Source organism: Sunxiuqinia sp. (genome assembly GCF_055140945.1).
This window is the reverse complement of record NZ_JBSQYS010000066.1, coordinates 1-13,024: the sequence shown is the minus strand read 5'-3', so window position 1 is coordinate 13,024 and position 13,024 is coordinate 1. Positions and strand designations below refer to the sequence as shown.

The 13,024-nt window shown below is 41.2% G+C and carries 12 protein-coding genes; 4 read left to right on the top strand and 8 right to left on the bottom strand.

From position 1 onward, the window contains the following. The 3 genes from ACTB00_RS19285 to ribB form a co-directional block, all read right to left on the bottom strand. On the bottom strand, positions 1 to 775 hold a 775-nt coding region (locus tag ACTB00_RS19285), incomplete at its 3' end, for an FGGY family carbohydrate kinase (protein ID WP_463301543.1). A 203-nt stretch (positions 776 to 978) separates the two neighbouring features. Next, positions 979 to 1,740 (bottom strand): DeoR/GlpR family DNA-binding transcription regulator, encoded by a 762-nt coding sequence (locus ACTB00_RS19280; protein ID WP_159517376.1) that lies wholly within the window; start codon positions 1,738 to 1,740, stop codon positions 979 to 981. A gap of 14 nt (positions 1,741 to 1,754) precedes the next feature. Then, on the bottom strand, positions 1,755 to 2,393 hold the full coding sequence (gene ribB, locus ACTB00_RS19275; protein WP_463301542.1) for a 3,4-dihydroxy-2-butanone-4-phosphate synthase: 639 nt from the start codon (positions 2,391 to 2,393) through the stop codon (positions 1,755 to 1,757). Between the two features lie 224 nt (positions 2,394 to 2,617). Here ribB and ACTB00_RS19270 point away from each other — a divergent pair, with 224 nt between their 5' ends. Beyond that, positions 2,618 to 4,261, top strand: coding sequence for a DUF5060 domain-containing protein (locus ACTB00_RS19270; protein ID WP_463301541.1), 1,644 nt, complete (start codon positions 2,618 to 2,620; stop codon positions 4,259 to 4,261). A 21-nt stretch (positions 4,262 to 4,282) separates the two neighbouring features. Here the strand turns inward: ACTB00_RS19270 and ACTB00_RS19265 are convergent, their stop codons facing one another. From ACTB00_RS19265 to ACTB00_RS19255, 3 genes are all read right to left on the bottom strand, one after another. Next, a complete protein-coding gene (locus tag ACTB00_RS19265) occupies positions 4,283 to 4,864 on the bottom strand; it encodes a PhnA domain-containing protein (RefSeq protein ID WP_463301540.1) in 582 nt (193 codons plus the stop codon). 211 nt (positions 4,865 to 5,075) lie between these two features. Next, positions 5,076 to 5,210 (bottom strand): hypothetical protein, encoded by a 135-nt coding sequence (locus ACTB00_RS19260; protein ID WP_463301539.1) that lies wholly within the window; start codon positions 5,208 to 5,210, stop codon positions 5,076 to 5,078. 227 nt (positions 5,211 to 5,437) lie between these two features. Further along, positions 5,438 to 8,689, bottom strand: a complete 3,252-nt coding sequence (locus ACTB00_RS19255) for a S41 family peptidase (protein WP_463301538.1) — start codon at positions 8,687 to 8,689, stop codon at positions 5,438 to 5,440. A gap of 248 nt (positions 8,690 to 8,937) precedes the next feature. Between ACTB00_RS19255 and ACTB00_RS19250 the strand changes: the two genes are divergently transcribed. The 3 genes from ACTB00_RS19250 to ACTB00_RS19240 all read left to right on the top strand — a co-directional run bounded on the left by ACTB00_RS19250 (position 8,938) and on the right by ACTB00_RS19240 (position 11,443). Further along, a complete protein-coding gene (locus ACTB00_RS19250) occupies positions 8,938 to 9,546 on the top strand; it encodes a histidine phosphatase family protein (RefSeq protein ID WP_463301537.1) in 609 nt (202 codons plus the stop codon). 315 nt (positions 9,547 to 9,861) lie between these two features. Continuing rightward, the gene (locus tag ACTB00_RS19245) at positions 9,862 to 10,452 is read left to right on the top strand and encodes an HAD-IA family hydrolase (RefSeq protein ID WP_463301536.1); all 591 of its coding nucleotides are present in this window, start codon (positions 9,862 to 9,864) and stop codon (positions 10,450 to 10,452) included. Between the two features lie 64 nt (positions 10,453 to 10,516). Continuing rightward, on the top strand, positions 10,517 to 11,443 hold the full coding sequence (locus ACTB00_RS19240; RefSeq protein ID WP_463301535.1) for an AEC family transporter: 927 nt from the start codon (positions 10,517 to 10,519) through the stop codon (positions 11,441 to 11,443). Here the strand turns inward: ACTB00_RS19240 and ACTB00_RS19235 are convergent. Next, complete coding sequence (locus tag ACTB00_RS19235; protein ID WP_463301534.1) at positions 11,420 to 12,400, bottom strand: CobW family GTP-binding protein; 981 nt, start codon at positions 12,398 to 12,400, stop codon at positions 11,420 to 11,422. The genes ACTB00_RS19240 and ACTB00_RS19235 overlap by 24 nt on opposite strands. Before the next feature lie 59 nt (positions 12,401 to 12,459). Beyond that, positions 12,460 to 13,024: tRNA (adenosine(37)-N6)-threonylcarbamoyltransferase complex transferase subunit TsaD (locus ACTB00_RS19230; protein WP_463301533.1), on the bottom strand; the 565-nt coding region annotated here is incomplete at its 5' end.

Genomic DNA, 13,024 nt, shown 5'->3' with positions numbered 1-13,024 from the left:
TAAAACAATTCTGGCCGAATAGGGCAGCGTGCGAATCGCCCAATAATCCGGCTATTGGAATCGGATTCTCAAAAATGACAGAAGAATCGGTTTCACCAAAAATCTCATTGCTGAAGCGTACTTCCGGGAACATGTTTCCATGAAGGCCAAATAATCCGATTAGTTCATCATCCCATTTTAGGGTGTGAATATTGAAAAGCATGGTGCGGCAGGCATTTGAGTAATCAGTAGCATGTACTTTGCCATCGGTTAGTTTCCACAAAAGCCAGGTGTCCATGGTTCCCATCAAAAGTTCGCCCTTTTGAGCTTTTTCCTGCAAGCCTTCTACATTATTCATGATCCAGTGCAGGCGGCTGGCCGAAAAATACGGATCAATAATTAATCCGGTTTTTTGTTGAATGAGCTTACTGTATCCTTTTGCTTTTAGTTCATTACAATAAGGTGTTCCGCGTTGGCATTGCCACACTGTAGCATTATAAACCGGTTGTCCGGTGGTTTTATCCCAAATCATTATCGTCTCCCGTTGATTTGTAACTGCTAAACAAGCAATTTCATCTTCGGTAGAGTTAGCTGCCGCAAGAGTTTCTTTGATTGCACTTATTGTATTGTTGAAAATCTCAATGGGATCGTGCTCTACAAATCCGGGCTGAGGGTAATATTGTTGGTGTGGTATGGTACTTCGGAATTCAAGCTTTCCTTTTTGGTTGAAAAGGATTGTTTTTGTAGCTGAAGTACTTTGGTCAATGGCTAAAATGTACTTTTTCGACTTATCCATTTTTTGTTTCAGAATTTATGCCCTCCGCGACTCAAACACAAACAGAAGGTATTTTCATTAATTTTCGAAAACAAAAATAAAAGAAAATAATCGAAAATAAAAGAAAGGGCAAGGAAATGTTTTGAAATGGAAAAAATCTTCTTGTTTTGTTTAAATTGCTTAAATATAATTCGTTAGTGATCCTACAGATTGCAGGCTGGTTTCTATGCCAGGATCATTTTAATATCGTTCCGTTGGAGCATTTCTATCTCATCCTCGCTAATTTTTGAATCTGTAATCAAATAGTCAATTAGCGAAAGTGCTCCAAGGCTGGCAAAGGAACTTTTCCCAATCTTGCTGGAGTCGGCAACGAGGTATACTGCGTTGGCTGATTCAATCATGGATCGTTTTACGCAGATGTCGCTAATGCTGGGGTAGGTGAGTCCTGACTTTAAGGTGATTCCGGCAGTAGCAAGAAATAGCTTGTCAACATGAAGGTCGTTGAAGAAGTCGGCCGCTTTCTGTCCTGTTAATGAAAGTGTTGGTGCTTTAAATTCACCGCCGGTAAGTACCAGGTTAACTTCGGGGTCGGCACCAAGGATTAGTGCAATGTTGAGCGAGTTTGTAATTACGGTTAGGTTTTTAAACCCGCTGATGATTTTTGCAATCTCCGTTGTTGTGGAGCCGGAATCCAGAATAATCGTGTCTCCGTCATTGATATGTGCTAATGCTTTTTTTGCAATAGCAGCTTTCTCTGCCAAAAATTCCTGATTTTGAAGGGCAATGTTTTTTACATTTAATCCAATGTCTTTCAAATAAGCACCTCCGTGCTCCCGTTCAATGTACCCGTCCTTTTCAAGTTTTTCCAGATCCTGACGAATCGTTACTTCGGTTACTTTGAAGATTTTGCTAAGTTGAAGAACCTTGGCGTGTCCGTCTTCTCTGATCATTTCCAGTATTTTCTCGCGGCGTTGATTCGGTAGCATGATAGTTGGGGATTTTAAATTCGTATTAATTCAGCAATTGAGTTTAGGTATTTAATCAGCTTTTTAATCGTGATTAGTTTAATGCCATGTTTTTCTGACAGTTTAACCAGATCAGGATAACGTGCCATTGTTCCATCCGGATTCATGATTTCAACCAATGCCCCGACCGGTTTTAATCCGGCAAGTCTGGGGAGCTCTACCGACGCTTCGGTGTGCCCTGGCCTTGCAAAAAGTCCATTTGGGTGTGCTTTAATTGGAAAAATGTGTCCGGGACGTCCGAGTTCTTCCGGCTGAGTTGATTCATTGGCCAGCGCATTGAGAGTTTTAGCACGGTCGTGTGCCGATATGCCGGTCGTACATCCCTGTCTGAGTAAGTCAACCGAAACCGTGAAATTGGTACTATGCGATGCCGTGTTTTTAGTCACCATCATATCAAGTTCCAGTTCGCTGCATCGTTCTTCGGTTACCGCAGCACAAATAAGTCCTCTGCCGTTTTTAGCCATGAAATTGACAATCTCGGGGGTTACTAATTCTGCAGCTGCAATAAAATCACCTTCGTTCTCGCGATGTTCATCATCAGTAACAATAATTACTTTCCCTTGACGAATATCTTCAATTGCTTCCTCTATCTCGTGACGTTGAAACTTACTCATTTAAATAGTATAGGTTGGAAACGCAAATATAGATAAATAAAAAAGAAGCAAAAAGAAAGAAGACGTAAATAGTGTCTACTCGCAAGCTAATGAGATAATTGTATGCTTTGTAGTTCAAGTGGGGATTTTCATTAATTTTCGTTTCTATTTGTTTTTCTGTTTTTTTCTATATCTTGATCCATTATTTACAACTTCATATTTAATACATCGTAACGAGCCTTTTCATGAAAAAGATTGCTATTCTGCTACTGCTTTTCGTTCAAATAACTTCTTTATTTGCAGCTAATCCCGTGAGTCTCTATCGCCTTTTTGAAACTTCTGTCATTAATAATGAAGTTTATCAGAATCGATTTACTGATGTTGAGCTCCTTGTGCAATATCAAGCACCATCAGGAAGATTATTTGATTTTCGCGGATTCTTTGATGGTGATGGGAAAGGCGGTGGAGACATGAATGAAGGTAATGTTTGGAAAATGCGATTTATGCCCAACGAAACAGGAATATGGAAATATGTTTATCGATGGTCGGATGGTACTCCGGGAGGAGATGGTCGTTTTGAATGTACTACAGAAGGTGCCGGGAAGGGAATTTTAAAACCTTACGATAAAAACCCGCACTGGTTTGCGTACAATGGAACCGAGCCCGTTTGGTTGAAATCATACTACGAAACCGGGCATGGCTCAATAGCTCAGGATTTCGACTGGATTATAGAAAATGTGTATGGCAAGTTGGTGGAGCATGGATACAATCATGTTCAGGTAAACTGGTTGCTTTCACTTTGTTGTTTCGGGCAATACTACAATGATGGCCCAAAGCCGGAGACATTGGATCTGGCTCTTTACGAGGAAGGGAACGTTGATGAAACAATGAAGCTTGACGTTTGGCATCGGATGGAAAGACACCTTGGATGGTTTAACCAACAGGATATTGGCGTGCATATGTTTTTAGGGGTGGATGGGAGTAAAAACGATGCTCCAGCCTGGAAGAAATTGAGCTCGACGCAAAAGGATTTTTTTGTACGTTACCTAGTTGCCCGGCTGGCTCCCTTTGCTAATCTTGCCGGCTGGAATTACGTATGGGAAATCCCGGGAAACCGCGAAGACGAGGAGTTGGGGTTTGCCCGCCTGATCAATCAATACGATATCTTTGAGCATCTGTGTACTTATGAGGATGAGTTTCCAAGAGATAATTTTTACAATTTGCCGGAATATACTTTTGCTGCTGTCGAGAATCATGAGATAGCAGCTCCTGATAAAAACGAAGAGCGGCATCTTTGGAAAGACCCCTGGACACATCACATGGCATGTTTGCTGGGCTATGTAGGTAAGCCGGTTTATATGATTGAAGGAAATGCTTTGTGGCGGCGATTTTGGCAGGAGCGAACGGGAGCAACACAGGATGATCTTCGGCGTTCGGTTTGGGCTTGTGCTACCGCCGGAGCTTCGTTTACCTGGTGTGGTCATGCCAGCGAGTACGAATTGATGGCTCACGGTCCGGAAGGGCTTCCGTTTTATGATGAGAATCCCTACAAGTTGTCAGAAAAATACATTTCTATTTTAAGCGATTTGATGATAAATGAGTTGGCTTTCTATCGGATGACCCCAAGTGATCAGTTGCTGTCGAATCATTCTGCACTACAGGTTTACGCGCTAGCTGAGCCGGGTGAACAATATTTGGTTTTTGCTCCCGATGGTGAGCCGTTTTCGCTGAAATTGGAACAAGGAACCTACTCCAATAACTTTTGGCTAAACACAGAGACTGGGGATAAAAAGACGTTGAAAGAGATTATTAAGGTAAATGGAGATGAGCCGGTGGATTTTACAGCTCCCGATCAGTCCGTTGATTGGGCGCTGGTGATCAGAAAATAATCACCAGCGTTTATTGAGCCATTAATTCGTTTTCTTGGTAAACTTGGTCAGAATTACAATTTGCTGACCGTTTACGCGGCCTTCAATATGCTCGGGGTTATCGTGTACCAACGAGATACCGCGAACAGCTGTTCCGCGTTTGGCAACAAAGCTCGTTCCCTTAACATTCAAGTCTTTAATCAGTACGACGGTGTCGCCGGCTTCAATGGGTACTCCATTGCTGTCGATGTGTTTCGGATCGCTGGTTTCTGTAACTACCGGTTCGCCCGATTTTGCCCATGCCAGCACATCTTCTTCAAGGTAAAGCATGTCGATTAGGTTTTGAGCCCAGCCTTCGCCGCGTAACTTGTTAAGCATACGCCAGGCCATTACCTGCACGGCAGGCACCTGGCTCCACATGCTGTCATTCAGGCAATGCCAGTGGTTTACATCGATCTTCTCAGCATCTTCAATTTGCTCCACACACTTGCTACACAGGAGTGTATTTACGTCAGCTGTAGCATTTGTTTTTGGAGGTACTTGGTAAACACTTAATTCGATGTTTGATCCACACAATTCGCAGGTTGATCCGCTGCGTTCCATTAATTCGTTCTCCAGACTCATCTGTTGTTATTTATTAAAATTATTGATTGGATATACTTTTAAGGGCGGCAAAGATACTTTTATCAATTGAAATCGGGTAATAATCATTAAGACTTTTTAGTCAGGTACTTACTGTGTCTTCAACTTTTATAAACACCTGAATCACACTGTAAAACTAATTCATTTGAAGCAGTGCCATTCTTTTTCTTATTATTCCATTGCGTTAATTTCTCTAAGAAAAGATAAGGATTCCTGTATTTACTTTTTGCATACTTACTTTTTTAAGCATGGCTTTGTTGATTTTTAGATTGGTTTCCAGGCTTTTGTCTGCACGGTTCCAAATGTTATTTAATTCTTGAAAATCCATTTCTTTACGATTTAAAGTTTGAACTTATTTTCTTTTTTAACCGATTTATTTTAGTGGCGACATTCGTTTCGGAAATGCCTACAATACCCGATATCTCAATGTTTTTGTGACCTTCGAGATAAAAAATGATATGAATATAAAGGTAAATAGAATGATTGTGTTACGAAATGTTGAAAAACAAAAAAGGAGGCCGATTGGCCTCCTTTAGTAGACTTAGTGCGAAATGCTTATTTCGTTTTGTCCGGTGCTTCCGGAATTGCAGGCAGCGGTTTGTATTCGGTTTTTACTTTTTCTTTAATGATTTCAATGGCTTTTTGTAATTGTGCGTCGTTGCCCAGGTACTCCTGATAAGGATTGTTATCTAATTCAATATCAGGTTCAACACCATATCCTTCAATTATCCATTCGCTTTTCTCGGAAGAGTAGGAGGCAAATTCCGGCTTGCGAAGCTCGGCACCATCTATAAACGGTAGTGAACCGCTGATGCCTACTACGCCTCCCCAACTCCGGGTTCCGATGACTGTGCCCAGTTTATAGTGTTTAAACGCATAAGGGAAAAGATCACCATCCGATGCTGAATACTTATCGATCAGCAACACTTTGGGACCGAGTAGCATTTGGTTGGGCACAGGAGTCGGATGTGGGTAATTTCGACGGGTATTGGCTCGTTGAGCCACTCGCTGCAATCGTTCAATAAGCATGGGCGAAACATTGCCTCCTCCATTGCCGCGGTCGTCAATTACTAAGCCTTTTTTGTTGAGCTGCGGGTAGAACAACTTCGAAAATTGATTCAGTCCATCCGGCCCCATGTCGGGTACGTGAATGTAACCAACTTCTCCGTTTGTTGCTTTATTTACTTTGCGGATATTGTCCTGAACCCAGTTGTAGTAATATAAGCTCGACTCGTCGGCAATTGGAGTAATTAGCACGCTGTGTGCTCCTTCCTCTGTTGGTTTACTGTTAAGAGTTAACTCCACCTCTTTGTTGGCTTTTCCTACAAGTAATGCAAAAAGATTTTCTGCATTCTTTGTGCTTTGGCCGTTTATCGCGATAATGAAATCGCCTTCCTGAGCATTGACCCCAACTTCCTGCAAGGGTGAACGGAGTTGCTTGCTCCAGTTGGCTCCATCCAATATTCGATCAATTTTAAAATAGCCCGAAGGATCAGTACTGATTTTGGCTCCCAACAGTCCTGTCTTTATTCGTTTGGGTTCGGGACGGTCGCCACTTTGTACATAGGCGTGGCCTACGTTTAATTCGCCAATTAATTCGCCAATAAGGTAAGTTAAATCGTCGCGATGGCGGGCATAAGGAATTAAGACTGCGTACTTGTCGTGCATGGCTTGCCAGTCTAGTCCGTGCATATTTTCAACATAGAAAAAGTCACGCATTTGTCGCCAGCTTTCGTCGTAAATTTGTTTCCATTCAGCTTGGTAATCAACCCAGATTTTCATGTTCGAAAGGTCAATGGGTTCATCGAAAGAAACCTTGGACGAAGGAAGATCGATAACAGCCCATTTCTTGTCTTTAACAACCAACATTTTATTGTGATTAGCCGAAATGGCATAGTTGAAATTGCCTAGTACCGTTTCCTTCTTTTCTTTCAGATCATACAGTTTGGCATTTCGCTCGTCACCATAATTATTGTAGTATACTTTGTTTTCAATACAAGCAACATTGTAATAGTTTGACGCCGCAATTGGAAGAGAAATAATTCGGTTTGAAAGTCCATCGAAATCGATTTTTATTGTTTTGTCCTCTTCCTTATCTTCTGATTTTTCATCGGTTTTCTCTTTGTCATCCATGTTGTTGTCAACTTTTACCGTATCGTTTTCAAGGGCAAAAGGCGAAGAAGTGTCTTTTGATAGAATGGCCAAATATACACGGCTCATGTTTTCGTATGCGTGATTCCACTCCGTGTAACTATAAGTAGGTTTAAAATCGCGCGCTGAAACAAAAGTGATGTATTTACCATCGCTTGAAAAAGATGGTGAGCCTGAATCGTACCAATTGTCGGTAATGTCATGTAGCTTCTCGCTGTCAAGATTATAAACTACAATTTTGGAGAACTGGTTGTCTGTTGGCAAACTGAAGGTTATCCATTTGCTGTCGGGCGACCAGTTGTAGGCGCTGATTAAACCGTATTCAGCCTGTTTTACGGTTGCTATTTTTTTGCTATTGATATCAACATATCGTAATCGTAGTTTTCGATCCGACCACATAATTTTCTTGCTATCAGGCGACCATTCCAGGCTGAATTTGTAGGTATCCGCATTTTTCGTCAGCTGGATTGGTTCGGCATTGCCTTTTTGGTCTTCGATGTAAACTTCAAATTCACCTGATTTATCAGAAAGGTAAGCGATGTACTTCCCATCGGGAGACCAAACTGCAGTTCGTTCGTGCGCCCCCGGAGTTTTCGTGAGATTGTAAGTAATCCCTTTTTCAGAAGGGACACTAAAAACGTCGCCACGAGCTGAAAAGACGACTCGCTCACCGTTTGGCGAAATATCGCCATCGGTAATGTGTTTCGCTGCATCTTTCCATTCGTTTCGTGCATAAATAAAATCATTCTCAATTTGTACCGGAACTTTAACGGGCGTTTTGTCTTTAACGCTCATTTTGTAGATGTAACCGCCATTTTCAAAAACAATGTAATCGCCACCAATCGATGGAAACTTAATGTCGTATTCAGTAAAATTGGTGACTTTTTCTACCGTCTTAGTTGTGATGTTATAAACGAAAAGGTTCATCGTGCGGTCGCGATCGGAGAGAAAGAAAATCTCGTCGCCAGCCCACATTGGGAAAATATCCTGTGCATCGTTATCCGTAATCTGGGCGACTTCCTTGGTGTCGAAATCAAAGATCCAAACATCGTCAGCCATTCCACCTTTGTAGTATTTCCAGGTTCTGAATTCACGAAAAACCCGGTTGAAAGCCAATTTTTTGCCATCAGGTGAGTAGCTGCAAAAGCCACCTTCCGACAAGGGTATCTCGGTTGACAAACCTCCGTTTGCTGGTATTTTAAACAGCTGCCCTTTAAAGGAGTTGAAACTTTGTTTGCGTGATCGGTAAACAATGTTTTTACCATCGGGAGTCCAACTCATTACAATGTTGTTTGGCCCCATCCGATCCGATATTTTATCGCGATTCAATGTTGCCGTGTAGGTTAACCTGCACGGCGAACCGCCAGATGCCGGCATTACAAATACTTCGGTGTTACCATCGTATTGGCCCGTAAAGGCCAGCTGGCTGCCGTCGGGTGAAAAGTGGGCAAACATTTCAAAACCAATGTCGTTGGTTAGCTTCCGGGCTGTGCCGCCATTAGCCGGAACCGTGTATAAATCGCCAGCGTAGGTAAACACGATTTGATTACCAGAAATGGTGGGGAATCGCAGAAGTCTTGCTTCTTCGGGTTGTGCAAAAATACTACTCGAACCGAGTAGAAAGATAAAAATCAATGCATAAAAATTTCTAATCATACTTTTCACTTTTAATTTTCTTTAATATCGTTGTTGTGTTTCAGTATTTAGTATTGGTGTTATTTCTGTCATATCATTACAGAATAAATACGTCAATATTAATATTGTTAACAGGTAGTATTGCCAAAAAGTTATTTCTTTTTGAAATGAAGGGGTTTTGTTGAAAGTCTGAACATAAATTCCCAATCATTGTCCTATTTTGTGAGCACAAATTTTAGTCAGTTTTTATTGAATAGTCAACAGATATTATGATTCACCTCTTACTTATTCGTCACGGAGAAACCATTGAGAATGCCAACAATATTTGCCAGGGACAGCAACACGGTCAATTGTCTGATTTGGGAGTTCAGCAAGCAAAGAAATTAGCGTTAAAACTACGAGATGAACCGCTGAATTTTTTGATATCCAGTGATTTGAAACGAACAGTTGACACATCCAATGAAGTTTTAAAATTTCATCCTGACTTAAAGCTGGAAATAGAACCATTGTTGCGCGAGCGATCATTACCCCTGTGGGAAGGCAGACCATTTCCGAAAAACTGGAGGTGGGAGTATTTGCCTGAAGGTTCGGAAACCAATGAGGACATGATGGCACGAGCTTCCGTTTTTATTCAGAAACTATTGAAAGATTACGATGGCAAACGTGTTGCTGCCGTTACTCATGGTGGCTTGCTGCGGGCGTTTCGCACGGTAATTGAAAACAAGCCGGCCTCCGATTATTTTTCATGGGAAGCCAGTAAAAACACCTCGCTTAGCCGGATTGAATTGCATCCTGATGGCAACCATCGTTTCCTGGAAATTAACAACACCGATCATTTAGACCTAAGCACGCCTCAAACGAATCAGTCATTTTCCTAAATAAGGTGCCGGAATCTTGCATCACACTTCATCTTGATATGGAATGGTCTTGAGTTCAATATTAATACTCACCATTGAGATTAAAATAAACATTATTACAAGCACGATCTCCGGTCAATCTCGAAGATTTTGAGGCGAGAAGTTGAGAAATTCAATTAACGAAGTTCCCGGGGAATAGATGAATTCTTTTTTTTTGCTGATGATTAAAATTAATTCAGTTTTAAATTATGGGCAATGTTGTTCGCAAAATGATCTCAATACGTTAGTCTTTGAAAAAAGATGTATTTTCGATGCAAATTTGAAAGCGAAAACACAATGATTTTAGATAAACATCCAGAAGCAGAGGCGTTGATTTTTGATTTAGATGGAACGCTGTCCGATTCACTTCCTGTGCACATTGCTACCTGGGAAATTGTTTGTGAAAAGTATAATTGTAAGTTTGATCCGGCAATTGTATACGAATTAACCGGAATGCCGACTATTCAGTTTGCGTATCGCATTATAAAAGACAACCAGTTGGAAGGTGCTGATCCGGAAGAAATGGTAAAAATGAAGCAACAAACTTTTTGGAAAATGCTTGGTGGTCTTCGCGCACACGACTTGGTGGTGAACTTGGTACACAAATACCATGGCAAAATTCCGATGGCCGTTGGTACTGGAGCAAATCGAAAAAGTGCTGAGCTGCAATTGCATGCCTTGGGTATTTACGACAAGTTTGATGCGATTGTAACAGCCGACGATGTAACCGAGCACAAACCGGAACCTCAGACTTTTTTAAAATGTGCGGAGCTAATCAATACAAGTCCTGCGAAATGCCACGTTTACGAAGATGGAGTTTTAGGGATGCAGGCTGCAAAAACTGCAGGTATGTTTTTAACTGACGTTCGCCCTTTTCTTGAAAATTAGTTCCACATTCAAAATAAAAACTGATTCTTTTTGAGCAATTTTACCTTTTTCCAGCACTAATTCTATGCAAAACTACTTGCTATCTTTTGTTACGGTATTGCCTTTGTTTTTAGCGGTTTTGGCTGGACTTCTATTTAGTCGCACCCAATCGTTTAAAACGGAATGGATTGGTGTTTTAAATGATTATGCGCTTTGGATTGGATTTCCTGCACTCATTTTGGTTGCGCTGTTCAAGCTGGACGTTCCGCTAAGCGCATATATCGGATTTATTGGATGGAACTCTGCTTATATTGTATTTAGCATGTTGTTGGCTTTTCCCGTTGCTAAAGTATTTCGTTTGTCTACCAACACCTTGCGAACATTGGTTTTGGCCTTTTCATTTGGCAACGTAGCCTACCTGGGAATCCCGGTTCTTGTAAATGTATATGGCGAATCAGTTTTAGCTGAATCCACTTTAATTTCTGCAATCTATCTGTTTTGGCTATTTACCTTGGGGATTGTTTTGGTTGAATTGAAAGGGGAGGAGACAGTGAAAGTATCGCAGGTAGCTAAACGGCTATTGACCAATCCGTTGTTGATTGCTGTTTTTCTGGGTCTGTTTGTCTCTGTTTTTAACATTGGAATGCCACAAGTCCTCATTGAAAGTCTCGATTTATTTGCGATGTCAGTTACTGCGGTGGTTCTATTTTCGTTAGGCTTATTTTTAGGATCACATCCTCTGGGTAAACTAAAAGAGTGGCTTCCTGTAGCTGCTTTTTCCGTGGTGATTCTGTTTTTGCTGCCGATGCTTTTTTGGGGTGTTGTAAGATTAGCCGATGTTTCTTTTGATATGCGGGCAAGTGTATTGGAAGCTGCCATGCCAATGGGATTAACTCCCTATGTTTTGTCGGTGAAATATAATTTGAATGCGTCTTTTGCCTCGAAAGTTGTTGTTTTAAGTACCGTTTTATCTGTTCTTACTCTTCCTTTATGGATTCAAATCCTTGGTTAAATATTCGTTGAGTTCATAGCCGATTCGTTCAAAATCAATTTCTTTTCCAATGAAAACGATCCGGTTTACGGGGGCTTCGCCGGGCATGATCATACTTCCTTCAGCATAATTCACCGCTCCACCAACTGACTGAACCACTATTTTATTTGGGTTGTCTTGGGTGAAAAGGATTCCTTTAATTCTGTAAATCTCGAGTTGGTTGATCGAGGCAAAGTAGTCGAACCAATATTTGAAGCGATCAAATTTGATGAATCCGGAAAACTCGTGCGTAAAGGTGGTGTACTTTTTCGATTCAACCAGCCGAAACATCAGTGGTTTCGCCATTTTTCGTTCTATTTCACTCTGCACTTGTTCTGCAAAATTCGCTAACTGAAATTGATCTGTTTGGCCATATTCAGCAGAAATAAGCTGGGCTGTTCCATTCCACGCTTTCAATTTCTTTTCGATGTCTTGCTGTGCTTGCTCTTCCGCAATGGTGTCGGTTTTATTAATAACCAGCAAGTCGCTCAGTATAATTTGCATTTGCTGTTCACGTTCGCTCATTTGCTGTTCAAAGTTTTGGGCATCAACTAAGCAAACACTTCCGCTAAGGGTGTATTTTTCTTTCAGTTCCTTGTCGTCGTAAAATGGTTTGATCACATTCGAAAGGTCAGCAATTCCTGTGGTTTCAATTAGCAAATAATCAATCTCTCCGGCCTTGTCTGCTAAGTCGAGTAAAGTGAGGGAAAACTCGTTGGAAATAGAACAACAGATGCATCCGTTACTCAGGTCAAAAATGTTTTCACTGCGCATACCAACAATCAAATCCTGATCGATTGACTGCTGACCAAATTCGTTTTCAACCAGTGCTAATTTCAGATGCTGATGTTTGCGAATTACTTCGTTGATAAAAGTAGTTTTGCCGACTCCTAAAAAGCCGGTTACCAAAACAACCGGTATTTTTGCGTTCGTTTCCAAATTCTAAGTTTTAGATTTTTAGAATTAATTGACGGATGGTCGTTGAAGAAGATTAACTTCTAATCATTAATGCTCATGCGTGCAAACGGAACAACATCTTGCTCGGCAAACTGATTCTTTTGAAATTTATAGTAGCCGGTAATGGCAATCATAGCAGCATTGTCCATGGTAAAGGCAAATTTTGGAATGTAGATATTCCAATGTCGTTTTTGTGCTTCCGTTTTCATGGCGTTTTGTAATCCCGAATTCGCGGAAACTCCACCGCCAATCGTAATTTCAGAAATCCCTGTTTGCTTGGCTGCTTTAACCAATTTGTTCATCAAAATATCGATAATTGTTTTTTGCAGTGAAGCACACAAATCTCGCTGATTCTCTTCAATGAAGTTTTCATTTTCTTTAAGTCGGTCACGTAAAAAATACAAAAAGCTGGTTTTTAGTCCGCTAAAACTGTAATCCAAATCTTTGATTCGTGGTTTGGCAAATTCAAAAGCGTTCGGATTTCCTTCTTTGGCCAGCTTGTCAATCAGCGGACCGCCGGGGTAGGGCATTCCCATTACTTTGGCGCACTTGTCAAATGCTTCTCCGGCTGCATCGTCAATGGTTTGGCCAATGACTTCCATTTTT